The sequence below is a fragment of the Paenibacillus camerounensis genome, assembly GCF_000723885.1.
GTDB lineage: Bacteria > Bacillota > Bacilli > Paenibacillales > Paenibacillaceae > Paenibacillus_AQ > Paenibacillus_AQ camerounensis.
Genome location: NZ_CCDG010000124.1, coordinates 1 through 24,360, shown reverse-complemented (window position 1 = coordinate 24,360; position 24,360 = coordinate 1). Strand labels below are relative to the sequence as shown.

Annotated in this window: 30 protein-coding genes; 4 read left to right on the top strand and 26 right to left on the bottom strand. The window is 51.2% G+C overall.

Annotation, left to right across the window (positions count from 1 at the left end; translation table 11 throughout):
• Positions 1-282: 282 nt before the first annotated feature.
• The 4 genes from BN3772_RS29925 to BN3772_RS29910 all read right to left on the bottom strand — a co-directional run bounded on the left by BN3772_RS29925 (position 283) and on the right by BN3772_RS29910 (position 2,413).
• Entirely contained in the window at positions 283-1,068 is a 786-nt protein-coding gene (locus tag BN3772_RS29925; protein ID WP_042204395.1) for an HAD family hydrolase, read from the bottom strand.
• 40 nt (positions 1,069-1,108) lie between these two features.
• The gene (locus tag BN3772_RS29920) at positions 1,109-1,636 is read right to left on the bottom strand and encodes a hypothetical protein (protein WP_042204394.1); all 528 of its coding nucleotides are present in this window, start codon (positions 1,634-1,636) and stop codon (positions 1,109-1,111) included.
• A gap of 48 nt (positions 1,637-1,684) precedes the next feature.
• The gene (locus BN3772_RS29915; protein ID WP_042177314.1) at positions 1,685-1,888 is read right to left on the bottom strand and encodes a DUF896 domain-containing protein; all 204 of its coding nucleotides are present in this window, start codon (positions 1,886-1,888) and stop codon (positions 1,685-1,687) included.
• A 108-nt stretch (positions 1,889-1,996) separates the two neighbouring features.
• Positions 1,997-2,413 carry a LysM peptidoglycan-binding domain-containing protein gene (locus BN3772_RS29910; protein ID WP_244444876.1) on the bottom strand — a complete coding sequence of 139 codons (417 nt, stop codon included), beginning with the start codon at positions 2,411-2,413 and terminating at the stop codon, positions 1,997-1,999.
• Between the two features lie 224 nt (positions 2,414-2,637).
• On the opposite strand from BN3772_RS29910, the gene lexA reads away from it, so the two are divergent.
• Together lexA and BN3772_RS29900 are read left to right on the top strand one after the other, a co-directional pair.
• Positions 2,638-3,264 carry a transcriptional repressor LexA gene (gene lexA, locus BN3772_RS29905; RefSeq protein WP_039873792.1) on the top strand — a complete coding sequence of 209 codons (627 nt, stop codon included), beginning with the start codon at positions 2,638-2,640 and terminating at the stop codon, positions 3,262-3,264.
• Positions 3,265-3,430: 166 nt separating this feature from the next.
• Positions 3,431-3,769, top strand: coding sequence for a L,D-transpeptidase (locus BN3772_RS29900; RefSeq protein WP_042204390.1), 339 nt, complete (start codon positions 3,431-3,433; stop codon positions 3,767-3,769).
• Positions 3,770-3,855: 86 nt separating this feature from the next.
• On the opposite strand, the gene BN3772_RS29895 is transcribed toward BN3772_RS29900, so the two are convergent.
• The 8 genes from BN3772_RS29895 to BN3772_RS29855 all read right to left on the bottom strand — a co-directional run bounded on the left by BN3772_RS29895 (position 3,856) and on the right by BN3772_RS29855 (position 8,573).
• Positions 3,856-4,074: a hypothetical protein gene (locus tag BN3772_RS29895; RefSeq protein WP_042177317.1), complete on the bottom strand. Its 219-nt coding sequence runs from the start codon at positions 4,072-4,074 to the stop codon at positions 3,856-3,858.
• Positions 4,075-4,150: 76 nt separating this feature from the next.
• Positions 4,151-4,372: a hypothetical protein gene (locus tag BN3772_RS29890; protein ID WP_042204388.1), complete on the bottom strand. Its 222-nt coding sequence runs from the start codon at positions 4,370-4,372 to the stop codon at positions 4,151-4,153.
• Between the two features lie 268 nt (positions 4,373-4,640).
• Positions 4,641-4,832 (bottom strand): sporulation protein Cse60, encoded by a 192-nt coding sequence (locus BN3772_RS29880; protein WP_042177319.1) that lies wholly within the window; start codon positions 4,830-4,832, stop codon positions 4,641-4,643.
• Positions 4,833-5,147: 315 nt separating this feature from the next.
• A complete protein-coding gene (locus BN3772_RS29875; protein WP_042204385.1) occupies positions 5,148-5,534 on the bottom strand; it encodes a hypothetical protein in 387 nt (128 codons plus the stop codon).
• 193 nt (positions 5,535-5,727) lie between these two features.
• On the bottom strand, positions 5,728-6,213 hold the full coding sequence (locus BN3772_RS29870) for a YhjD family protein (RefSeq protein WP_042204384.1): 486 nt from the start codon (positions 6,211-6,213) through the stop codon (positions 5,728-5,730).
• Positions 6,210-7,469, bottom strand: a complete 1,260-nt coding sequence (locus tag BN3772_RS29865) for a DNA polymerase IV (RefSeq protein WP_042204382.1) — start codon at positions 7,467-7,469, stop codon at positions 6,210-6,212. The genes BN3772_RS29870 and BN3772_RS29865 overlap by 4 nt, the downstream gene beginning before the upstream one ends.
• On the bottom strand, positions 7,462-7,659 hold the full coding sequence (locus BN3772_RS29860) for a hypothetical protein (protein ID WP_042204379.1): 198 nt from the start codon (positions 7,657-7,659) through the stop codon (positions 7,462-7,464). Before BN3772_RS29860 ends, BN3772_RS29865 begins: the two co-directional genes overlap by 8 nt.
• 245 nt (positions 7,660-7,904) lie before the next feature.
• Positions 7,905-8,573 (bottom strand): hypothetical protein, encoded by a 669-nt coding sequence (locus BN3772_RS29855; RefSeq protein WP_042204376.1) that lies wholly within the window; start codon positions 8,571-8,573, stop codon positions 7,905-7,907.
• Between the two features lie 260 nt (positions 8,574-8,833).
• Here BN3772_RS29855 and BN3772_RS31765 point away from each other — a divergent pair, with 260 nt between their 5' ends.
• Positions 8,834-9,253 (top strand): DNA-directed RNA polymerase subunit alpha C-terminal domain-containing protein, encoded by a 420-nt coding sequence (locus tag BN3772_RS31765; RefSeq protein ID WP_157643677.1) that lies wholly within the window; start codon positions 8,834-8,836, stop codon positions 9,251-9,253.
• A 430-nt stretch (positions 9,254-9,683) separates the two neighbouring features.
• Here BN3772_RS31765 and BN3772_RS29850 read toward each other — a convergent pair whose 3' ends face one another.
• The 3 genes from BN3772_RS29850 to BN3772_RS29840 all read right to left on the bottom strand — a co-directional run bounded on the left by BN3772_RS29850 (position 9,684) and on the right by BN3772_RS29840 (position 11,998).
• The gene (locus BN3772_RS29850; RefSeq protein WP_042204374.1) at positions 9,684-9,941 is read right to left on the bottom strand and encodes a GlsB/YeaQ/YmgE family stress response membrane protein; all 258 of its coding nucleotides are present in this window, start codon (positions 9,939-9,941) and stop codon (positions 9,684-9,686) included.
• Positions 9,942-10,224: 283 nt separating this feature from the next.
• Positions 10,225-11,553, bottom strand: coding sequence for a type I glutamate--ammonia ligase (glnA, locus tag BN3772_RS29845; protein WP_042177328.1), 1,329 nt, complete (start codon positions 11,551-11,553; stop codon positions 10,225-10,227).
• A 34-nt stretch (positions 11,554-11,587) separates the two neighbouring features.
• Positions 11,588-11,998, bottom strand: a complete 411-nt coding sequence (locus BN3772_RS29840) for a MerR family transcriptional regulator (RefSeq protein WP_019910684.1) — start codon at positions 11,996-11,998, stop codon at positions 11,588-11,590.
• Between the two features lie 435 nt (positions 11,999-12,433).
• Between BN3772_RS29840 and BN3772_RS29835 the strand changes: the two genes are divergently transcribed.
• Entirely contained in the window at positions 12,434-12,700 is a 267-nt protein-coding gene (locus BN3772_RS29835; RefSeq protein ID WP_052380755.1) for an NUDIX domain-containing protein, read from the top strand.
• A gap of 171 nt (positions 12,701-12,871) precedes the next feature.
• Here the strand turns inward: BN3772_RS29835 and BN3772_RS29830 are convergent, their stop codons facing one another.
• From BN3772_RS29830 to BN3772_RS29780, 11 genes are all read right to left on the bottom strand, one after another.
• Entirely contained in the window at positions 12,872-14,125 is a 1,254-nt protein-coding gene (locus BN3772_RS29830; RefSeq protein ID WP_042204371.1) for a methionine gamma-lyase family protein, read from the bottom strand.
• A 26-nt stretch (positions 14,126-14,151) separates the two neighbouring features.
• Entirely contained in the window at positions 14,152-15,435 is a 1,284-nt protein-coding gene (gene hflX / locus BN3772_RS29825; RefSeq protein ID WP_042177330.1) for a GTPase HflX, read from the bottom strand.
• Complete coding sequence (locus BN3772_RS29820) at positions 15,435-16,412, bottom strand: AAA family ATPase (protein ID WP_086074829.1); 978 nt, start codon at positions 16,410-16,412, stop codon at positions 15,435-15,437. Before BN3772_RS29820 ends, hflX begins: the two co-directional genes overlap by 1 nt.
• Positions 16,413-16,552: 140 nt before the next feature.
• Positions 16,553-17,209: a YdcF family protein gene (locus BN3772_RS29815; protein ID WP_042204368.1), complete on the bottom strand. Its 657-nt coding sequence runs from the start codon at positions 17,207-17,209 to the stop codon at positions 16,553-16,555.
• Positions 17,210-17,211: 2 nt separating this feature from the next.
• Positions 17,212-17,766 (bottom strand): ribonuclease FAU-1 family protein, encoded by a 555-nt coding sequence (locus BN3772_RS29810; protein WP_039873814.1) that lies wholly within the window; start codon positions 17,764-17,766, stop codon positions 17,212-17,214.
• 187 nt (positions 17,767-17,953) lie between these two features.
• Complete coding sequence (locus tag BN3772_RS29805; RefSeq protein ID WP_042204366.1) at positions 17,954-20,584, bottom strand: transglycosylase domain-containing protein; 2,631 nt, start codon at positions 20,582-20,584, stop codon at positions 17,954-17,956.
• 138 nt (positions 20,585-20,722) lie between these two features.
• On the bottom strand, positions 20,723-20,962 hold the full coding sequence (gene hfq, locus BN3772_RS29800; RefSeq protein ID WP_039873818.1) for an RNA chaperone Hfq: 240 nt from the start codon (positions 20,960-20,962) through the stop codon (positions 20,723-20,725).
• Between the two features lie 271 nt (positions 20,963-21,233).
• On the bottom strand, positions 21,234-21,593 hold the full coding sequence (locus BN3772_RS29795) for a YmaF family protein (RefSeq protein ID WP_042204364.1): 360 nt from the start codon (positions 21,591-21,593) through the stop codon (positions 21,234-21,236).
• Between the two features lie 215 nt (positions 21,594-21,808).
• The gene (gene miaA / locus BN3772_RS29790) at positions 21,809-22,759 is read right to left on the bottom strand and encodes a tRNA (adenosine(37)-N6)-dimethylallyltransferase MiaA (RefSeq protein WP_042204361.1); all 951 of its coding nucleotides are present in this window, start codon (positions 22,757-22,759) and stop codon (positions 21,809-21,811) included.
• Positions 22,749-23,528, bottom strand: coding sequence for a class I SAM-dependent methyltransferase (locus BN3772_RS29785; RefSeq protein WP_042204360.1), 780 nt, complete (start codon positions 23,526-23,528; stop codon positions 22,749-22,751). Before BN3772_RS29785 ends, miaA begins: the two co-directional genes overlap by 11 nt.
• A 37-nt stretch (positions 23,529-23,565) precedes the next feature.
• The coding region (locus BN3772_RS29780) for a DNA mismatch repair protein MutL (protein WP_042204358.1) at positions 23,566-24,360 on the bottom strand (795 nt) is incomplete at its 5' end.

Genomic DNA, 24,360 nt, shown 5'->3' with positions numbered 1-24,360 from the left:
GTATGCGAAAAAAAATAGCCAATTTAGCCACCATAGGGTGGCACATTGTATACGAAAAAACGAATACATTCTGCCACCATAAGGGTAAACTGGCCAAATGTATGCGAAAAATCGAATACAATGTGGGGGTTGGTATCAGGTCGTTTCTTCCATGTCTCCTGATTCTTCACGTCCACCCCTCCTTTATTTTTCATCGGAGTTATCCACATTTTTTTGCATTGTATAATTTCCTATACAATAAAAAAGCCGGCCTCCTATGCAGGAGACCGGCCCGGAAAGATTCTATAGTGATTGTACCAGCGGAAGCAGCTCAGAGAGATGTCCGATTCTGTAATCCGGCTGAATCTCAGGATCAGGCGCTTTATCTGTCCGGTTGATCCAGACGGTCGTCAGACCCGCAGACAAGCCGCCAAGAATATCCGTTGTAAGCTTGTCGCCTACCATAATTCCCTGTTCAGGAGCAATATCCAGCAATTCAAGCGCATGCCCGAAAATCGCCTTATCCGGCTTACCCTTGCCGAAGCTGCCTGAGATGACTACATGATCGAAATAAGGAATAAGCTCAGGCACGCCGTCCAGCTTCTCCTGCTGCAGGGCCGGGCAGCCGTTGGTGAGCAGCAGCAGCTTCACCTTGCCGCGCAGCTCATCCAGCACCTGCAGTGTTTCTTCATACATATAAGGACGGCTGCGGCGCTCCTCACCGAATTTGGCCGCCAGCCGTTCAGCCAGCGCCTCATCATGTATACCGAGGGATGCCAGGCCGCGGCGCCAGGATTCCTTGCGGTATCCCGGGGCAAGCTGCTCCAGCTGGCGGAATTCCTGCTGTTCTCCGGCAGTAAAGTTTGCCCATAGCGCTTCGAACGGATTAATCCCGATCATCTTCGTGAACGGAAACGTCTCATACGATTCATAGAGGCCTCTGGCTTCCCTGCGGACCGCAGCTTCCAGCTCCTGAGGGTCCACTGTCTCGCCCGCTGCTTCGCAGGCGGCACGGAAGGCTTCCTCAACACTCCGCTCATCCCAGAGCAGTGTATCATCAAGATCAAACAATACGGCGGTAATCGGCATTATATCGCTCCCTCTCCCCATGCTGGTCTATCTTATCTTTCTATTCGTGCACTACTTCGATATTATTCGCTTTGGCGAACTGCTCCAGCCTTGCTCCCATAGCCGCTGTATCATAACGGTTCAGGAATCTGGAGAATACCCACTGCTTGCGCTTGCCTTTATATTTGAGGGAAACCATGCTGCGGGACAGAATAATCTTCTCAAGCTCTGCCGCCTGCAGCCAGCGCTCACGATTAAATTTTATAGTGGAAACTCTGGCCCGCTCAACCTTGAGATAAGGACGGCGGAAGAAGATCAGGGCTGCCAGTAAGAAGTAGAGGACAACGCCCAGCCAGTTAGCCAATATCCCCTGGCCTCTCGCTTCGTCAATGGAACCCACTACCCAGAACATAACACCTAGCAGCAGCAGAACGATTGGGAATACAATGTTGCGTCCTTTGAAAATATCGCTGCTTCCTGCAGCTGACGATGATTTTGAAGCATAAATCGTTTCCTTGCCTTGCTTCTTTCGTTGCATATTAACTTGCTTTGAGTTGCGTTGAACCATTCTTTCCCAAGAACGGGCCATGTGAGTTCCCCCTAGTCATCCTAAAATATCTATGACAAAGACACAGGACTAATGTGTAAGCCCTTTGTTGCCCTGATCATCGTTGTCCACGATCTCAATCGTATCCAGCTGTGCACGGAAGTTCTTGCGGATGTTGCCAAGATAAATCTCGCGGAGCTCGGCGCGTTCTGCCAGTTCCTCTTCACTCAGGCCGCTGCTCTTCTGCTTGCGTGCCAGTTCATTGATGCGTGCGACCAATTCGTCAATATTCAATGTGTTCCCCTCCCTTTAAATTCATTCTAACTTTGCCATGAGAAAAAGAGCTTGTCAAGGTCTCCTCCCTGAAAGCTCTTCCTGTCGTAACTATAATCTCTCTAACCATTAGTATACAGGCAGCGTAAGCACATCTCCGGCCTGTATTGAGCTCCCCGAAAGCCCGCTTGCCTTCTTAATTCCTTCTATATATACAACCGTCCTCATCTCTGACGGTTTATGTTCAAGCGCAATGCTCCACAGTGAATCTCCGCGTTCTACGACTACACGTTCAGCCGGTGTTATCGGGGATACTGACCCTGCAAACACATTGCCTACCACTGTAAAGCCGGAAATCACCAGCATCAGGATCAGGGCAAGCTTCAACAGCTGGCCTCCGTTGAACAGGTTCATCAGCGTTCTGTATAGGGATGCTGATGTATTCTTCAAGCGGGTTACATATTCTAAAACAGAGGCATCGGCAGTCTGAACCTCATGTGTCTCATCATAGATGCTGCGGTAAGTACTGTATTTTAACAATTTCATCGACCTCCAAACACTTGTTCTTAAATTTGAGATTACTATAACACGAACGTGTGTTTTGATCAATAGATTTTTTCGAACAATTGTTCCCCTTTTTATTTTGGATCTATTATGCCTCCCTGCCAGTTGCATCCAGATGCTATTAAAAAATAGTTAGAACTTATGTTTGTACGAACGGAAGTTCTATGTTATAATTTTCCCAAACATACTATATGGGGTTGATTCCAATGTCAAAGATTTCGAGTCGTCAGCTGGCGATCCTGGAATTCATACGTAACGAAGTCCGCAGCAAGGGTTATCCTCCGTCCGTCCGTGAAATCGGGGAAGCCGTGGGCCTTGCCTCCAGCTCAACCGTACATGGTCATCTGGACCGTCTCGAGAAGAAGGGCCTGATCCGCCGTGACCCTACGAAGCCTCGCGCAATAGAGCTGCTTGGACAGGAAGATTCAGAGAATGTACATCAGTTCGTACAGACGGTTACCCGCATTCCTGTTGTAGGTAAAGTCACCGCCGGGGTGCCGATTACCGCTACCGAGAATATTGAAGATTATTTCCCGCTGCCTACCCATTATGTCGGTGACAACAAGGTGTTTATGCTCTCCGTATTAGGAGACAGCATGGTGGAAGCCGGAATTATGGACGGCGACTACGTTATTGTCCGCCAGCAGCAGACGGCAGACAACGGGGATATCGTTGTAGCGATGACTGAAGAAGATGAAGCTACTGTTAAGACCTTCTATAAAGAACGTGACCATATCCGCCTGCAGCCGGAGAATCCGGCTTATGAACCGCTCCGCTTGAACCGCGTTACCATTTTAGGCAGAGTCATCGGACTTTTCCGCGATATTCACTAATTCTTACCACCTGAGGCTGCTCTGCATAATTGCGGAGCAGCCTTTTTCCTGCCTCATCATTTAGATTAACAGCTTGTCCGCCCCCGATACGCCGCCCCCCATCCGTCACTGGTAACCGCATCCGTACTCCGCACATATTCTGATATGAGAAGGAGTGCTGATAACTATGCCCAATTACCGGATTGTTGTTGATCTGTCGCAGCGTATGCTGTATCTCTTGGATAATGATATTGTGACGCGGGGGTTCCCTGTAGGGATTGGCACGATGCTGACTGCTTCACCTGAAGGCGAGTATACCATTATTAACAAGCAGCCTAATCCCGGCGGGCCGTTCGGTGCTTTTTGGATGGGATTGTCCAAACCGCATTATGGTATCCACGGCACGAATGACCCTGCCTCAATCGGCCACATGGTCTCACACGGCTGTATCCGGATGTATAACGAAGACGTACTCGCCCTATCCCGCCTTGTTTCCATCGGAACAAGGGTCACTATCAGGCAGTAACTGCATTTTCCACACAGCAAGGGGCATCCCGAGCAGCCATATTACGGCTTGCGGGATGCCCCTTATTCTTCTATATTCGCGATGTTCTACAGCACGCTGCGCAAAAGTCTGATGGCGATTCGGTTCAAGCGCAGGGCTTCCCGGATCGACACCCTTGCTGCCAGCAATTCACGTCTGGCCCGGCTGGGATTAGGCAATCTGCGCAGATTCTCGTTAATTTCTTCAAGCCGCTCCAGAAGGATAGACCGCTGTGCCAGCAGGACACGGATCGCTCTGCGGATTCTTAAGCGTTCTCTTTCTGCCATATTAACACCTCTTTTACTGTTTTATAGTATAAGAGATGCTGCAATGGCTCTTCCTGCCTGTGTGAACTGGCAGCTGTTATTTTTCGGGTATACGCACACGGAACTCAAAATCCTTACGCCTGTAGGTCATGCCGCCCAGCTCTATGTATTCGGGTGTCCATCTTTGCAGCGGACCGGCACAATCCGCAAAGACCGGCGGCTTCCCCTCCTGCAACTGCAATACATATATATCCGCCTCAGCAAGCGCTGCAGCAAATAAATCCGCATCACATAGCAGTACCTTATAAGTCGTGTTCATCCGCTTCCTCCTTGCAGACAAATTCATCTACCTTATGGCCAGCATAAACAAATACTTTTTAAATATAACACAACTGGTAATGTATGTATGTGATAATTCCCTTAGCCTGCAAAAGAAAAAGCATAACCGCAAGCTCCCTGTTAGCGATAGCCTGCTGATCATGCTTTTTCTACTCTTTATTTCCTAGCCCCAGGTGTAAAAAACCACCAAAATTACAATCATTAACGTCGAAGCAAAGGACAGCCAGGTAAACATCCGGTCCCAAAAATTATTTTTCATCTGTCTTATATACCACCAATATTGTACTGCGCTGATGCTCAGCCCCGTCACGTGAAGATTTAACGACCGAGCCGTAGCAGATATTCACTACCTGTTCTTCCGCCAAGCCTTTGAGGAATTCATTCGCTTTGTTCTCCGCATAAAAATTATCCCCGTCCACAAACTCTTTTACCTGTATCATGGTATTCTCCTTTTTCGTTGTTCTCGTACTTGCTATTATATTGGTACACATGAATTAGATAGCAGCGAAATGCACATGGCGCATCACCCCTCCACTAACATTTAATGTAAAATAGCCCTAAATGAACAGTAAGACATTCCGCAGCTCTCTGCGAAATGCCTTACTGTCTGCCTAGCTTAACACCCGGTGTAAGAATGGTCAAATACTTTTTACACAATTATACAATGGCCGGCTCTGTCTCATTCCTCCGGTAAAAATAACAGCAAAAACCCGCCAGAATTATTCTCCTGGCAGGTTACACTAAACCTTATATATTTAAGTTTGAGTAAGAAGAAATTTCTGTAGCGCAAGTTCAGTCCTGGCTGCCTCCGCGGCCGCTTCAAGTGACGGAATCCACAGTATGGAATCTTGCCTGATATAATGGAGTATGGTTTCACTGCTCCGGTCAAAATCAATCAGATGCTCACTCCCGGCTTGCTCTATGCGTTGTCTTGCGAGTTCCAGGACCTTGACATAATCAAGCCTCAGCTGCGTCTGTATTTCTCTGTCTACGGACCTTAATTTCGCCCAGGCAAAGACTCCGCCCTCCACAATCTGCTCTGAATCTTTCATATACTCAACACCTGAATGATCCGTAATAAATCGGATAACCCTATCTTCAATCACCTGGTAACGATCTATTATTGTGTTGTCATATTGCATTTAACACTCCCTTCCAACCTACAATATGCAAGAGGAACCTTTCTATCGCTCGCGCAGTGAAAGGTCCCTTGGATAAGAATCACACGAATAAGTTAGTTTAACCATAACCTATCTCCGGCTTAATGTATACCTTATCTGCTAATTTCTTTCAAATTAAGGGGATAAGCTGCCGCCTCGCCGCCGACAGATTGCTTTATTTCAAGTGCTCCTTAAGCACCGCTCCAAGCTCAGCCGTGTAGCGCGTAAGCTTCAGGCTGATCTCTGTCCGCATAATGTCGCGCGTAAGCCCGAACCGCTCCTGGTAGCCGCGGAAATAGATTTTATAATACATCAAAAAGTCCTCCTGCTCATCGGCCAGCACCCTGATGTTCCGCTGTCTGAGCTCCTTTTGCAGCCGGTAGGTGTCCTGCATCACCCGGTTCTGGATATAACGTCCGGCCATTAAGTACATCTTGATAAGCATATTGCCCGACCGTTCGATCTCCTCAATGCTCTTGCTCACCATTGTATCTATGTAAGGCAGCAGAATCAGATCCCGGACCATCGTGCGTTCAGCATTTGTGAGCATCGTTCTGCTGTCAGTTTCCTTCTCTCCCTTTTCCTGCTGCTCATACTGGTCCACATGCTCGCTCATCAGCATTTTGGTCTTCCATCTCTCGTTCCCGTCTAGCTTGCTCATTTATAATGGCCCCCAATCTGTTCGGCACGCTCCAGAGCAACCCCGGATTCAAGCAAAGAGGAGGCACGAATGAGCGCCCGGCTGCCGTATCTGGTTTTGATCTGGTCAATGGCCTGCTCTTTGTTGTAGGTACGGACCCGGTCATCGAATAAGGTCAGCTGCATCACGCTGTCATCGGTCAGCTGAGAGACGGATATAGCCAGCCGGCTCAGCGGCATCCCGGTCCAGTGATCCACAAACAAACGGTAGGCTGCCGCTGCCACCTCATGTGTCAGAAATGAGGGCTCGGGGAGCGTCATCTGCCGGCTGTAGGAATGGGAAGTGTTGCCGTCCGTCTCGGACACCGCAATGGAAACAACCGAGCCCATATAACGGTACCGGCGCGCCCGCTGGCATACCTCGATCACAAGCTCCAGCAGCACCACCTCGATGTCCGCCAGCCTAGTATACAGATTCCAGCGCAGCGCTTTACCGTGGCCCACTGATTTGATCTGGTGCCGGATTCCCGTAACGACAGGACTGGGATCGATGCCGCGGGCCGTCTGCCAGTAATATTCCGCCTGGATATCACTCTGCTTGCCCATCGTCATCCGCATTCTCCGCTTGAACTCCCCCAGCTCCATCCGGGCAACATCACCGATCGTGGTTATACCCATCCGGAAAAAGTTCTTGGTCATCCGTCCGCCCACCATAAACATGTCATGGACAGGAAGCGGCCAGAGCGCCTCATCCAGGTTGTCGTATCCGAGCCGGAAAACACCGCCCGTCTGCTTCTTGGCCAGGTTGTTGGCCATTTTGGCCAGAATCTTGGTCGGCCCGACACCCATCCGGGTCCAGACGCCGGTGGATAACATCACATGCTGCTGTATCGCAGAAATGACCTTCTGCAATTCCCCGCCAAAAAATTTCAGTGAGCCCGTCACATCCAGAAACTGCTCATCAATGCTGAACGGCTCAACCATATCTGTATACCTCTCGTAGATCTGTGAGATCAGCAGGGACACCGTGATATACGTCCGCATCCGCGGCCGGATCACGACGAGTCCCGGGCATTTGGTCATTGCTTCGCCTACACGGGAGGCAGTAGTAACCCCTTGGGCTTTGGCAAGCGGACAGGCAGCCAGCACAATTCCGTTCATCCGCGCCGGATCACCCACTGCCACCGGCAGATCTTTATATTCAGGATGAGCTGCCTTCTCCACGCTTGCGTAAAAGGACTGACAGTCCGACAGCACAATAATCTGCTCTTTAGGCATATTTCTGCCCCCGTACCGGGTGCCATGCCAGAATATTCGAGAGCAGAAAGCCCCGCGGCGCACCCGCCGTCAAACAGGTTGCCCGGATACGCCCGTCACGGATGGCGATTACTTCGATCTTCCGCTGAGTGATCTTGCCCGCTTTGTCCAGATATACAATTTCTATGATTTGACCCATAGCCATTCTCATGACCGATCGCCCCCAACAAATAAGAACATTTGTTTGTATTATAACCAAACATGTGTTCTCTAATCAATCATGAGTATATTCCTCCACTGTCATTATTATGTATATAAAAAAAATCCGTAAGAACTTGCCCGCTTATACAGGCTCATTCTTACGGATTTCATGCTGCAGCGGCTGCCTGTACAGGAACTACAAAAAATCCTGCATACCATGCCGCCCTGCTCTATTTTACAATTACCGGGAAGCCGTTATTCCGCCTCAATTGTGGACAGTGATACCGTCATCCACGGGCTAGACTGCTCTGCCGGATCTCCCCCCGGATTGTGTATCCGCAGCAGGTAGGCATCTCCGGCCTCATTCTTCCACACCATATAATCCTCCACACCCTTTTCGTTGCTTACCTGGAGGTACAGCTCCGCAAAGCGGAGGGGATGCTCAAACAGTTCCCCGCTGTAGTCTTTAGCACCGGTAAGCTCGGTCTGTCCCTGCTGCTTCAGGGCAGCAAGGTCATAGCCGGCCGGCAGCGGTTCAATCTCCGCATAATAGCCGGAGTCCGCAGTCAGCGACAGACGCCCGGTCTGCGCATCAAAGGTATAGCCGTCAAATATATACAGCGAGTAGCCGTTACCGTGCTCAAGCGTTCCGTCCTGTCCGGGAACACCGCCCTCCTGCTCACCAAAGCTCTGCGTCTGCGGCCGCTCGGCTGACGCAGGTGCGCTCGCCTCCGGACTGGCAGACGCTGCTGCAGGCGGGGCAGAAGGCTCAGGACTGGCTGTAGCTTCGCTGACAGGCGTTGCGGCTGGAGCAGATGCTGTAGGCTCCGCCTCATTCACCGCCTCATTATTACTGCATGCGCCCAGAATTGAGGCTGACAAGAGAAGAACACTTGCTGCTGTAGCTAGCATCGATTTTTTCATGTTATACCTCCTCGTCTGATTAACACTTATTACCCACATAGCTGGCATAATATCTATCCGGATAAATACCGTACTCTAACTTAACGCAAAAAACCGCCGGAATGTTACTCCGGACGGCTCACTTGTTATAGATAAAATTCAGCTCTGCGTGTGAACGGTGCTGAGAGAAAAACAACCTGCCCTAGATCATTACTTCCAGCAGACTGCCGAACATATAGCCGATCTTATAGGATTCCTTAACCAGGTGCTCCATAACACCTATGACAAAGGTAGTCATATTAAGCACAGCCGACTGGATAAGAATAAAAATAAGCGGGAGCAACGCCCGGATTGCGAAAAACTATTGCAAAACCGTCTCAATTATTTATAATATTTACCAGATGAATGAAGGGAGACAACATGTGAGCTTGTCTGCTAGAGATACACTCCCCCTCATGTCTTACTTTAATATTGACCGCAACTTATATGCACAACCTATTCACAGCTTAAGGCAGGGAACGACCAGGAACCCAAAAAGCATTTCCCGTATTCTTAATTCATTACATGACAGCAACTACGTCACCATTGGTGATTTGATGAAGGCTTCATTGACTGAATTGCTTTGCTTGAGGAATTTCGGCGTCACGGGGCAAACGATTGTTATTGAGTTGTTAGAGGCACATGTTAAGAGTACTGTCTGAGATGTACTAAGGAACCTTTATTTAAAGGTTCTTTTTTTCTATAAGAATAATGAGAAAATCCAAGTGCTAATAATCACGATTCCATAATAGCGGCTTATATTACATTTGCGGAGCCTCCGCTGATTATTATAGGGTCTGAGTCGCTGGAAGAATTGTCGGAGGATCAGCTGCCGTCAGGGTGGGAAGAAGAAGTTGAGTCGTAACACGAAAAAAATTCCTGTGGACCATTAGAAACTTCTACGCCCTGGATTCCGGCTTCATGCGCTTGAGATAGAGGTCAACTGCCTTTTTCTTGAACTTCTCATTGTACGTTCTTTTCATTAAGTCCATAAAAAAAACCTCCATAGTAGACAAATTAAACGTCTTGCTTTTTTCTGTCTACTATAGGGGGCTATATTCTACACTTGAAAACTATAGTCTCTGTCAATAGTTAACGCCGGCGGAAGGCACCACCACGGGCTAAGGCAAAGAAAATCAACAAAGCAACAATAGACCCGACAATGGCCGGAATAACGTGAAATCCACCGATTACAGGACCTCTCGGTCCTAGAAGCTCAGTACCCAGCCAAGAGCCAATGAACCCGGCGATTATATTTCCCAAAACGCCTCCTGGAACATCACGGCCAATTAGATTACCACTTAGCCAGCCTATTAATCCTCCGACAATAATTACCCAGAGCAGATACATTGATTTTCCCCCTTCAAGTGGTTTATTCAAGGTATGTGGGAATTAATGATGGGTGAACTACTTATAGAAGGATTTTTTATTTTATTTTAGACCTCGCTTTGTACGGGTTGCTCTTTAAGAAAGCAGTATGGAAAAATTTGAAGCACATATGAAGACAATCCTCGAATAGCTCTCCAATATTTTGCGGGCATTTTGTGGGTAACATTAATATCAGCGCCCCTTAGCACTACCCGCGCCATACAAAAAAACCCCCAACGCCAGCGGCGTCAGGGGTTGAATCATCCTAGTAAAGCGTCATGTACTGCGCTCTTTCCCACTCGTGAACCTGGGTCCGGTAGATATCCCACTCGATTTCCTTCAGCTCGTAGAAGTGAGCCAGCGCGTGTTCGCCGAGGGCTTCGGTGATGACATGGCTGCGGATCATTTCGTTCAGGGCTTCCTTCAGATCGGACGGCAAGCTTGGGATGCCTTCTTCAATCCGCTCTTCCTCAGACATCACATAGATGTTGCGGTCGATTGGTGCAGGAAGATCCAGCTGGCGCTTAATTCCGTCAAGACCTGCCTTAAGCATTACAGCAAGTGCCAGGTAAGGGTTAGCTGCCGGGTCCGGATTACGAACCTCAATGCGTGTGCTAAGACCTCTGGAAGCAGGGATACGGATCATCGGGCTGCGGTTGCTCGCAGACCACGCTACATAGCAAGGCGCTTCGTAGCCTGGAACCAGACGCTTGTAAGAGTTAACCGTAGGGTTAGTGATAGCGGCAAAAGCACGGGCATGCTTCAGAATACCTGCCATGTAATAGCGTGCTGTTTTGCTCAGACCCAGTGTATCGCTCTCATCGTAGAACATATTCTCGCTGCCTTTGAACAAGGATTGGTGTGCGTGCATACCGGACCCGTTCATGCCGAAAAGCGGCTTAGGCATAAAAGTAGCATGCAGGCCGTGCTGACGGGCTACCGTCTTCACGACGAGCTTGAAGGTCTGAATCTGGTCAGCGGCTTTGATAGCGTCCGCGTATTTGAAGTCGATTTCGTGCTGGCCGGAAGCAACCTCATGGTGGGAGGCTTCAATTTCAAAGCCCATTTCCTCAAGGGTCAATACGATTTCACGGCGGCAGTTCTCCCCAAGATCCATCGGCGCCAAATCGAAATATCCACCCTGGTCATTCAGTTCCTGTGTCGGGTTACCCTTCTCGTCCGTTCTGAACAGGAAGAATTCCGGCTCCGGTCCAACGTTCATCGCTGTATAGCCCATTTCTTCGGCTTCCTGGAGACAACGCTTCAGAATACCGCGCGGATCGCCGGCAAACGGTGTTCCGTCAGGCATGTACACATCACAAATCAGACGTGCAACCCGGCTGTCTGTCACCCAAGGGAAGATAACCCAGGTGCTAAGATCCGGATACAGGTACATATCGGATTCTTCAATACGTACATAACCTTCGATGGAAGATCCGTCGAACATCATTTTATTGTCGAGTGCTTTTTCAAGCTGGCTCACGGGAATTTCAACGTTTTTGATCGTTCCCAGCAGGTCAGTGAACTGCAGACGAATAAAACGGACGTTTTCTTCTTTAGAAATGCGGATAATATCCTCTTTAGAAAAACTCACGATACCCTCTCCCTTTCAACCTCTAATTAGTTGTTTATTTATTAAAAAACCGGGATAGCTCGCCTTGAATAAGAGATACTTGTCCCGGTCTTTTACCGGAAACCAGTTCCTGCTTAAGCAAACGGTGAAGCTGTGAATCAGACAACTCTCTACGTCTAACCTCTGTGTCAGGGGTAATAACCGTAGCCTCTTCGGATTCCTTCGAGACCGGATTCATCACCTGCTTAATGCCGGCAATGTTAACTCCCTTCTCAATCAGTGCTTTGATTTCCAGAAGGCGCTCAACATCATTGAATGAGAACAAACGCTGGTTGCCGGAGGTACGCGCGGGTACGATCAGGCTGTGCTGCTCATAATAACGAATTTGTCTAGCAGATAAATCGGTTAACTTCATTACAATTCCTATAGGAAATAATGCCATATTTCTGCGGATTTCATCACCCATGACTCATCCAACCTTCCAATGATCTTTTTCTCATCTCATTGTACATTTCTTAATTTGGCGTGTCAATGGTATGTAAGTTTTCTTTACAACATTAGTAGATTACTGCGTAACAGAAGGTTACCTGGATGTAAGCTACAAAAGGATGAAGTCTACCGCAGTATATCACACCCGGCAATCCGGAAGCAAAAAGCGCTATCATATGGTTACCGCTATTTAAACCTTGGATTCACCGGAATAAACAGGCCCCCCGGAACAGCCTTTGCACATCCATGCCCACTTCAGCTAAAGCATTCCACAGCAGGTCCAGAGTCTATCCGGCGCCTTCAGCGATAGGTTCCCCCTTTTTCCGGCTAATATCCCAGTAAGTCAGCCTCACTTAAAGGATAACCCTGCATTAATGTAGAAATGATAGCCCTAATATACTAAAGGCTTGAGGTGAAAATCACGGACAACATACTGACATTTGGCGTAAAGGACAGCGGGCTGGAATATCAGCGCAGAGAAAGCAGCTACGCGGTAATTATTGATGATCATGAGTGCATCGCGACAATTCTTACTGCCAAGGGAAGCTTTTTGCCCGGCGGCGGGATTGAAAACGGTGAAACACCGGAGCAAAGCTTACTCCGTGAGTTATTAGAAGAAACGGGATATACAGCAGAGATTGATCATTACTTAGGGAAAGCACAGAGCTTGGATAGCTGACCGTCTATGATTTTTGTCGATACATATCAGCATAAATCCCCTTCATTCCGCTAGTACACTTCCCTTTGTATTAGACGACGGCCAGTCCGTTTCCTTCAAAAGCAACTTTAAACTAAAAAAAAGCCCTGCTCATCAGCAGGGCTACTAAATACTATACAATTAATCTCCACTCTACAAAAGCTTCCGCTCCCGCATGCTCTCCAGCGCCATCAGAACACCGAATTTCACGTGGGAGTAAGTCAGTCCGCCCTGCATGTAGCCGATGTACGGCGCACGGATCGGCGCATCTGCAGAGAGCTCCAGGCTGCCGCCCTGGATGAAGGTACCGGCTGCCATAATAACCGGATGCTCATAGCCCGGCATGTCCCAAGGCTCAGGAACAACATGGCTGTCCACCGCAGCTGCGCGCTGAATACCCTGTACGAAGGCGATAAGATGCTCGGCACTGTCAAAGGAAACCGCCTGGATCAGATCCGTACGCGGCTCATCCCAGGCCGGCTTGGTCGTGAACCCGCAGCGCTGGAATACAGCAGCCGCGAAGATACTGCCCTTAACGGCCTGTCCGACCGTGTGAGGGGCCATGAACAGCCCCTGGTAGAGCCCGCGTGTCGTCCCGAGCATCGCACCGACTTCGCCGCCGATGCCCGGAGCTGTCAGCCGGTAGGCTGCCAGCTCTACGAGATCGCTGCGGCCGCAGATGTAGCCGCCGGTCTCGGCTATGCCACCGCCGGGATTTTTGATCAGCGAGCCGGCGACGAGATCAGCGCCGACCTGCGGCGGCTCCAGCTTTTCGGTAAATTCACCATAGCAGTTGTCCACGAATACAATCACTTCCGGCTTCAGCTCTTTTACCCGGGCCACCATCTCCCCGATCTCAGCCACGGTAAAGGAAGAACGCCAGTCATAGCCGCGTGATCTTTGAATGCCGATTACCTTCGTCCGTTCATTGATAGACAGCTCCACCTCGTCCCAGTCAATCTTGCCGTCTGATGTGAGTGCCGTCTCCTTATAAGTGATCCCGAAGTCAGCCAAGGATCCGGTTCCGTCCCCCGGCTTGCCCACCACCTTATGCAGCGTGTCATAAGGACGGCCGGTTATGTACAGCAGCTCGTCTCCAGGCCGCAGTACACCGAACAGCGCCGTAGAGATAGTATGCGTCCCCGAAGCAAAGTGCGGGCGCACCAGCGCGCTTTCCGCACCGAACACCTCGGCATACACCAGATCCAGCACCTCGCGGCCCCGGTCATTATAGGCGTATCCGGTAGAACCGGCAAAATGGAAGTCGCTGACCTTCTGGCGCTGAAACGCCTCGATCACCTTCCATTGATTGTGATCCACAATTTTATCCAGTGCTTTTACCGCACCTTCTATTTCAAGCTCTGCGGCCTCTGCCGCCTGTAAGATATCCTCTGCAAAAACAGCCATTTCCCCTTATTCGCTCCTAACATTATTTACTGCACAACGAATGCTTCCAGCTTATAGCCCCATTTATCGTAATCCTCTTTGTTCAGGCGGACACTGTACAGCACATCGTTCTCTTCGTAATTGGTCTCCAGCACCTCTCCTACCCGGTACAGCAGCGAGGACAGATCCCCCCGGTCCCCTGGAATGCGGAATACCAGCGTATCTCCGGCCAGCTCATCGGCAATCAGATCAGTGACACGGGCCAGATCCTCAGCATTAAAAGCGCTGATCTTCAAATAACCCGGTCCGGCCGGCAGCATCTCCAGCTGCTCCGGCTGGCAGAGATCACATTTGTTGAACAGGACCACCCGCGGCTTGCCGGCAGCTCCAAGCTCCTGAAGAATGGTGTCTACAACCTCCATCTGCTCCTCCCGCATCGGGGAGGAAGCATCCACCACATGCAGCACCAGATTAGCCTCATTCACTTCCTCCAGCGTTGCGCGGAAGGAGGCGACCAGATCATGCGGCAGGTTCTGGATGAACCCGACGGTATCCGTCAGCACAACCTCTTTGCCCGCCGGCAGCTGGAGCACACGTGAGGTAGGGTCCAGCGTTGCGAACAATTGATTCTCAATATAGACGTCGGCATCGGTCAGCTGCTTGAGCAGCGTCGATTTGCCGGCATTGGTGTAGCCCACCAGCGCTACCTGCACTGCCCCGCTTTTGCGGCGGCGTTCGCGGTGCAGCTCGCGCGTCTTGACGACCTCATCCAGCTGGCGCTTAAGCTCGGTAATCCGGCCGCGGATATGGCGGCGGTCTGTCTCCAGCTTGCTCTCCCCCGGACCTCTGGTGCCGATACCGCCGCCGAGCCTGGACAAATTTTTACCGTGTCCGGACAGACGGGGCAGCAGGTAGGAATGCTGTGCCAGTTCTACCTGAATGATGCCCTCTCTGGTCTTGGCTCTGCCCGCGAATATATCCAGGATCAGCTGCGTACGGTCAATAATTTTCATATCGAGCGCTTCCTCCAGGTTACGAACCTGGGCTCCCGACAGCTCCTGGTCAAAGATCGCCGTATTGGCGCCTAGCCCGTCTGCCGCCATCCGCAGCTCCTCTACCTTCCCTTTGCCGATGAACCACCTGGAGTCAGGGGTTTCCTTGTTCTGGCGGAGTACATCCAGCACTTCCACTCCGGCCGTTTCGGCCAGCTGAACCAGCTCCTGCAGGGAGAGCTCAGGATCAATGCCTGTGCGTTTAATTTGGTCTGTGACGAGACTGACGAGAATCGCCCGGTCCTGTACATCTGTCTGTGTATCATGTGTTAGCGACATTAATAGAATGCTCCTTCTTCTTTTACCTGTATCTTTTTGTTTGCCTGGGTTATATTACTGTCTGCCCTTATGCTCTCTTCGATAAACGTGATATCCCTGGGCAGCAGCGTCATCAGATCTTGCCGGGACAATTTGGTCTGCCTGCTCATCAGCCTGACTGCCTGCTGCCGGATCGCTCTTTCTATCACATTCCTGACAAACCGGGCATTGCTAAAAACCGTATCATCCAGCTTCTCATCCAGAATGATCTCCTTGAGCCTGGCTATAGTCTCGGTCATCAGCGTATAATCCCGTTCCCCTGCCATTTTGGCAGCGATGAGCACCAGTTCACTGATGCTGTAGTCATCAAACTCGATTTTTATCGGGAACCGGGACGGCAAGCCGGTATTGGCCTCCAGCAGCATATCCATCTCTTCCGGATAGCCGGCCAGAATGATAATGAGGTCGTTATGCTTATCCTCCATCATTTTTACCATGCAATCAATCGCTTCCTTGCCGAAATCCTTATCACCGCCGCGGGCCAGACTGTATGCCTCGTCAATGAACAGGATGCCGCCGAGTGCTTTTTTAACCAGATCCCGGGTCTTTTGTGCGGTATGTCCGATATATTCACCGACCAGATCCGCACGCTCCACTTCAATCAGATGCCCTTTGCTGAGCACACCCATCCGCTGGAACAGCTTGGCGACAATTCTGGCGACAGTGGTCTTGCCGGTCCCGGGATTGCCCTTGAATACCATATGGTACACATGATGATTAACCTTCAGACCCATTTCCTGTCTTACTTTCTCAATCTGTAAAAGAGCATAGATTTCATAAACCAGCTCCTTCACCCTCTCAAGACCAACCATATCGTCCAGTTCATGAAAAATCTCTTTAATGGAATCCGCATAACCGGGTGCCGGTGCAGCCGCGTGTTCGGTAACAGCCACGGTTACTTTAGCACTTTCCTCATTGCTTTTGAAGGTAATATTCATTCTGGATTCATTAATTGTAATCTGTCTTGCATCATCCAATTCGATCACCTCTATCCGGGGCTGGCTTGCTCTAACTCAAGTCTATTCCGGATAATGGGACGTTATTAGCAGATTCGGGAACTTTATCCTTCCCCGGGAGGTTACATGAACAGCTGCTGGATTTTCCATTTGGTATAAGCCAGAATCTCCCGTGATTTATATTTGAGCATAGACATCGTCTGCGACTCTGTTACACCCAGCTGCGGAGAAGTGTAGCCAAATTCAGCTGCCATCTCGATCGCCCGCTGCCCGTGAAAGGTATGGGTGATAATCACAGCGGTTGTCATACCTTCCCGCTGCATGATCTCCCGGCTGAACTTCAGGTTTTCATAGGTGCTGGTAGATTCATTTTCCATCAGGATGACTTCCTCCGGCACGCCCTGCTCCACCAGATAATTGCGCATCCCCTGGCCTTCCGTGTACTGGTAATCCGGATTGTCGAGTCCTCCAGAAACGATGAAGCGGCTGAACTTTCCTTCCTTATAGAGCTCCAGCCCGTAATCCAGGCGTTCCTTCAGGCCGGGGCTGGGCTCGTCCCCCCACATGGACATCCCGAGAATAATCCCTGCATCAGCAGGTACCATCGGCGACGCCGTCACTGCACCATTCACACGATTGAACACAACTGCGCACCAAAGCAACCCGGCCGCCGCCAGAGCAACACAGGCGATCAGCAGATTGCGTTTGAGCCGGGAACGTCTTCTCCGCGATACTTTGCGTATCGGTGACGTGCCCTTTTGATAAGAATACCATTCCATTTCTATTTCCTCCTGAATTCTCCGTGATGAAACAATTCGGCACGATGCTTCAGAGAAAGGGAAAAATAAGGAAAGGCGTGTGCGTCTATGCTGCGCAGGATTCCTTTGGCTGTTGTCCAGGCCAGCTTATAATCACTGTCTGTAATATCGTTGCGTTCCCGCGCCTCCTCAAGCTCATCCTCATCCAGCAAAAACACTTCCCCGTTCCATAGCACCACCACATCCAGATACAAATCATCAAACCATGGAACTCCCTGATCTGTAACCCCCTGGACCTTGCAGGTGTCGATATACCATTGTACGATATTCTGCCGCTCGTCAAACATGGCTGTAACAATATAATGGCTGTCTTTGGGAAAATACTGCAGCCAGGAGTATCCCTTGTCCGCGATACGGTATGTATGCCTGCCATAGCTCTTCCAGAGCGGTTCCTTCAGCCCGTAGATCGTATAAAGTGTAATGTAACCGCTGAATTCCCGGGTCTCCACATAGCGGCAGGCAAAATGGCGGCGCGTAATCCGGCGCCAGTTGGCCCGGTCTCCGAATTTACGTTTCATATGAATGACCCTCTCGAATAATGGTGTATCCAGCTTAACATATTTAGCAGACACACTCAAAACAAGACTTTCCATAATACGACAACAGCCCTATATTCCCTGACAGCAAAAACAGGCAGGCTCCTTATAGATAAGGAAGCCCGCCTGCCGGCATCGTTATTGTAACCAGAAAGCTTTCTGCAAAAAGCTATTGTACACTCCCGTCTCCTTCTGCCATTCCTGCAGCCGGGTCGACCGGATCAGCCGTCCCGTTATCCGGTCCGGCATTGCCGCCGCCAGGCACTGCTTCAGGCGGAGCGGTTGGCGCAGGTGTGGCCGGAGGCAGCGTCGGTAAAGCTTCCGGCGTGTTCACCGGTACTCCGCCGCCGTTACCGTTACCGCCGTTGCCGTTACCGTTTCCGTTATTACCATTGCCGTTTCCGTTACCATTGCCGTTATTGCCGCCATTGCCGCCATTGCCGTTTTCTCCGCCGTTGCCGTTACCGTTCTCGCCGCCTGAGGGATCATCGGTCGGCTGATTCGGATCCAGCGTAGGTTCCGGCTCCATTGTCGGCATCTCGTCCTGAACGGATACGGTAACCCTATCGGAAGGCTCACTCTCCTGGTCAAACTCCGGATAATAAGCTGTGACATAGTATTCGTACGTCAGTCCAGGCATGGCGCTGATATCTCCCACAGTGGAAGACATTGTATTCAAGAGCGCCGTAAATTCGCCCTCCGAGGTCTCGCGCCGGTAGATCCGGTATTCTACACCCTCAACCTGCGCCGGTTCCCAGCTCAGATTAACGGTCATTGTGGACGGATCATACGCGGCAGACAATCCGTTTACAGGCTGTACAGTCTCCGGAGTTGCCGTCGGCTCGGGTTCATTCGAGCCTGATGGTGACGGGAAGGATTTGGCCGGAACCCCCTTGAGCGCCTCTTCCATTACCTTACCCCAGAATGCCGCCGCCAGCGGACTGCTGTTCTTCAGCAGATGCGTCTTGCTTGGCTTGTCATAGCCCATCCAGACCGCTGCTGTCCATTCCGGAGTATAGCCGACGAACCAGACATCACGGTTCGAGCTGATTCCGGAGTAACCGCTCTGTGTGGTACCGGTCTTGCCGGCTACCGGACGGCTGATCTTCGCTTTTTTACCCGTACCGTCTGTTACAACCTCCTGCAGCATTTCGGTCATCTGATAAGCGGTATCCTCGCTCATCACCCGCTCAGGATTTGTGTTGGCACGGTATACCGTATCGCCGTCACTGTTCTCAATTGATTTGATGGAGTACGCCTCGCGCAGCTCACCGCCGTTCGCAAAGGCGCTGTAGGCCTGGGCCATCTCCAGCGTATTGGTGCCTTGCGATACCCCGCCCAGTGCGAGGGCCAGGTTCTTGTCATCGTCACTGAGGTTGATACCGAGCTTCTTCGCAAACTGGAAGCCGGTATTTACACCGATTTCATTCAGCAGCCAGACTGCCGGAATATTCTCCGACTTCGTAATCGCCGTGCTCATGCTGATTGTTGAGGAGTACCCGTGCAGATTATTCGGGCAATAGGTTCCGAAGCACTGCTTCTCATTACTCAGCATCGAGGAGCTTGTGAACTTGCCGGATTCCAGAGCCGGTGCATAAGCCACGACCGGCTTAATGGACGAGCCCGGGGAACGGCGGCTGTCGTTCACACGGCTGAAGCCTTTCTTCTCATAATTACGTCCGCCCATCAGGGCAACAATGCTGCCGTTCTCCTGGTTGATGATCGTCATTGAGCCCTGAACAAGCTCATCGTCAACGCTTTTTTCAAAATTATCGCTGTCAGCAAAAGCATCCTCTACCGTCTGCTGGGCATGTTTATCCATGGTGGTGTAGATTTTGTATCCGCCGATGTTCAAATCATCCTCAGTCAGCCCGAACCGTTCCTCAGCCTCATCAATTGCAAAATCAATAAAGGCCTGATAACGCTGTTTGCTTTCGGGCGGCTTATAGTTATAATCCACCACCTTGGCCTCATCCATCTCTTCCTTGGTGATGTAGTTCTGATCATACATAAGCTGCAGCACGACTGCGCGCCGCTCTTTGGAGAGCTCAGGATTACGCAGCGGATTGTAACGGGAAGGCCCCTTCGGCATTGCAGCCAGCGTAGCCATCTCCCACAGATCCAGATCGGCCAGGTTACTCTTGCCGAAATAACGGATGGAAGCTGCCTTAATTCCGTAAATCGTTCCGCCGAACGGAATACGGTTAAGATACATCGTAATGATCTCATTTTTGGTCTTTGAGTTCTCCAGCGCAACCGCGATGGATACCTCAGTCGCCTTACGGAAGAACGTCTTGTCACGGGTCAAAAAGATATTTTTGGCGAGCTGCTGGGTGATGGTACTGCCGCCCTCCACCATGCTGCGTGCTGCAATATCCTTCACCGCCGCGCGGCCGATAGACCAGAAATCGACGCCCTTGTGATCGAAGAAGCGTTTATCCTCTGTGGCCACGAAGGCGTTGATCAGCTCCTCGGGAATATCTTCATATTCTACCGGATCACTTTTTTCCAGTGACAGCTCGGCGATCAGATTGGCATTCCGGTCAAAAATCTGCGTCGGCGGATTGACCGTCAGCTTATCCTGGTTCGCGGTGAGCAGCTTCTGCCCGTTCAGCATAATGAACATATAGCCGCCAAGCGCGCAAAAAATGGCCAGAGCCATCGCAAAAAATAAACTCCACAGCACACGCTTCTTGGTTAGAAACTTTTTCTTTTTCTTGGGCTTAGGCTTTCCTGCGGATTTCGCAGAACCCGTCTGTCTATTTCTGTTGTTTGTCCTGGATATTTCGTCTCTGGACATGCTGCCTCCTGACTCCCTTTCGGAAATATCTTCAAATTTGCGGGCACGAATGAAAAGAACAACCTTCGCAGGTTGCTCTCGCGCACTCTATTCAAACGGTTTATAAACAAAAAAGTTTCGCTTTAAGGCTGTAAAATGTTACTCGTCGCTTCCATTATCCTGCATCAGTGAGACACTGCGCTGCGGGGTGAAGGTCGAGATCGCATGCTTGTACACCATCTGCTGGCGCCCGTCACTGTCGATCACAATCGTGAAATTATCAAATGCCTTGATGATTCCCCGGATCTGAAAGCCGTTGGTCAAATATACTGTAGCAGGGATATTCTCTTTACGCAGCTGGTTCAAGAACGTATCTTGGATGTTAATGGACTTGTTCATATGACGTACCCCCAATGGTTCAATTAGATTGTTCAGAAGTATATTCAACACTTAAGAGAAACTTTCCTGCTATTATACCACGTAATTTGCGGTTACAGCAATTCGCGAAATAGAGTGAAGTTAAGGTACATAACATGAGCGTTGACACAGCCGGGGCGGCTCCGGCAGCATGCAGCGTCCGTTCTCTCTAGAATACATGTTAAATCTTCCGCCCCCTTCCCGTCAATTCCCTGCACTCCGGTTAGTGCTGAAGGCCCTCCATTCTTCTACCTCAAATCAGCGGGGATTGAATCAGCGTCGCAAAATTAAAGGCATGGACATGGCCGGCTGCTTCAGAGGTCTCCCCGCTTACAAAATGGACATGCTTACCGTTTCCGACGGGAATGGCCGGTCCTGTGCGGATTTTTCGCAGCGTGTGGAAGTGGCCGGCGTAATCCGTTTTGCTGAAGTCAATTTCATGGATATGGCTGCTTCCAATCCATATTGACTGGCCTGTAAATCCGGCAAAACGGTGATTATGCCGGTCCGCCCCCTCCTCAGCCAGCTTGGTGCTGCCGGCAAATTCATGCACATGCCGTTGCGCATGTCTTGGATATCCCTTGTTCTGTTTGGATGTGTGCCTGTTCTGCATCCTCTGTCCGCCTCCTGCCGATTATGGATTCACTAGCATCCTATTAATAACTTCAGATAGAAGTGCTAGGCTGACCCCGGCGAACAAGAAAGAATCTTAACCGGCTATAACTGCTTCCTTTTATGTAAAAAAAGAGGCCCCGAAGCATGTATTCACACACTTTCAGGCCCCTAAAAACCGGCATAAAATATCTGAAGCAGGAAGTGCCGTTCAACTTATCTGCCAAGAGTGCGGGAGATAATCTCACGTACTTTAGCCAGATTATCAGCATAATTCTGCTCATTAAAATCCTCGATCCACTGTATGTCCTTCATATGGCGGAACCAGGACAGCTGGCGCTTGGCGAAACGGCGGGTATCGCGCTTAAGCAGGGTCACAGCCTCATCATAGGTCAGCTCTCCCTCCAGGTAAGCGGCAATCTCCTTATATCCGAGTCCCTGCATCGCTACCATGCTGCGCTGATAGCCCTTATCCAGCATTCCCTGCACCTCTGCAATCAGCCCTTGGTCCAGCATCTGGTCAATCCGGTCCTCGATCCGGCCGTAAAGGACCTTCCGGTCCATTGTCAGGCCGATCAGACACAGCTCGTAAGGAGATTCCCGGGTCTGCTCCGCTTTGGAAGCGGACAGGGTAGTATTAGTCTGGTGGTGAATTTCCAGCGCCCGGATAATCCGGCGGCGGTCATTAGGATGCAGCCGCTCGGCGCTGGCCGGGTCTACGGCGGCAAGGCGGGCATGCAGCGCCTCAGCACCGTGAGCCTCAGCATAGGCATCCTGTTCAGCGCGGAAGGCTTCGTCTGCAACCGCTTCGGAGAAGCGGAAGCCGTAGCAGAGTGATTCGATGTACAGCCCTGTTCCCCCTACAATAAAGGGCAGTCTGCCCCGTCCACTGATCTCAGTGATCAGGCGTTTGCCCTGTTCCTGGAATTCAGCTGCGGAGTAAGCTTCTCCGGGATCATGGATATCGATCAGATGATGGGGAATGCCCTTCATCTCTTCTGCGCTGATCTTCGCAGTACCAATATCCATCCCCCGGTAGACCTGCATGGAATCGCCGGAGATAATCTCGGCATTATAGGCCTCGGCCAGCTCCAGGCTCAGCCTTGTTTTGCCGGCGGCCGTCGGACCCAGCAGCACCAGCACCTTGGGTTTTGTCTCAGTTGTCAATGTGAATCACCCCGTACGATATTTTGGCGCTCCCGCGCAGCAGCTCCGTGAAGCCGAGCCGGGTAAATTCACCGCTCAGCGCCTTCTCCTTGAGCAGGACGGTTTTGCGGGCTACCCGGAGCGCTTCGGCTACCGTCTCCTCTGAAAGGGCTGCTGCGTTCGCGAACTGGCGCAGCGGCGAGATCGCCGATGAATCCGTCAGCGGCACCCGGAACATCGGGTCAAAATAAACGATATCCACGCTCTTGTCCGGCAGAGCCCGCAGATACTCCAGATGCTCGCCATGCACTACCCGGATTCTGCGAAGCGCTTCATTAACCTTGACCTGGCCTGATGTATAGTGCTTCATGCCTTCCGAGAGCAGCGCGTACAGCGGGAGAGAGCTCTCAAGTGCGGTAACAGCTGAGTCTGCTCCTCCAAGCACCGAGAACAGAAGCGAGTCGCTGCCGAGTCCGGCCGTACAGTCGAGCACGCTGTCACCGGGCTCCATCCGGGATGCTTCAAGCATCGCATCAGGCTCGCCCTTCAGAATCCGCTTGGCGCGGACAAAGCCCATGCTCGGATGGAATTCCATCGGGGGTGTGCCCGGCGTAATCAGCCGGACCGCCTCCTGGACGATGACCAGAATTTCCTCATCTCCGTAGCGCTCAACCAGCCGCGTTACAGATAATTTTCCCCGGGGTACAAATTGAGTTCCGGTATGCTCCGCCAGCGCTTTGGCCCGCTGGACGATTTCCGGTATCGGGTCAAAGCCCGTCGTTATAATCATGTTGCCTCCATTTCCGGTACTCACTTCATTCTTAATCTTACATGACCCGCTTGAACAGCTTCTCCAGATCATACGCAGAGAACGATACGACGATCGGCCGGCCGTGCGGGCAGGTATAAGGCTGCTTGCAGGCTGCCAGCCGTGAGAGCAGTGCATCGACCTCCGGCTCGGTCAGCTTCTGGTTAGCCTTGATCGAGGCCTTGCAGGAGCAGAGGATCGACGATTTCTCGCGCAGCTTCGCCAGGTCGATCGAACGCTCGCTCAGCACCCATTCGGCCATCTCCTCCACCAATGCCTTTTCTTCCCCTTCCGGGAACCAGTAAGGCAGGGAGCGGACCAGGAACGTCTGGCCCCCAAAATGCTCCAGATACACACCGGCCTTCTCGAACCAGTGCAGACGTTCACTGAGCTGGCGGCTCTCCGACGGTGTGAACTCCATTGTAATCGGCAGGAGCAGCTCCTGCGAGGCATCCTCGGGACGCCCGAATTTCTCGTAATAATATTCATAATTAATCCGCTCATGCGCAGCGTGCTGGTCGATCAGATAGAGCCCGCCGTCGTTCTGGGCGATAATATAAGTGCCGTGATGCTGTCCGATATAGTTCAGCTCCGGAAACTGCGGAAGACCGGGATCGGCGCTGCCGCTCGGTGCATACAGCTCCCCGGCTGACGGCAGACTGCCGCGGGCCGGTATTGCTGCCGCGGGTGGCCGGTAGCTTCCTGCTCCCCCGTCCGCCCGCGGCCGGGCCGGTGCCTGGGAGAAGCCTCCGCTGTAGGCGGCGGAACTCTCTCTGGCCTGCGGCTGGGCCTGGCCGGGCCGCAGGGCCGCACC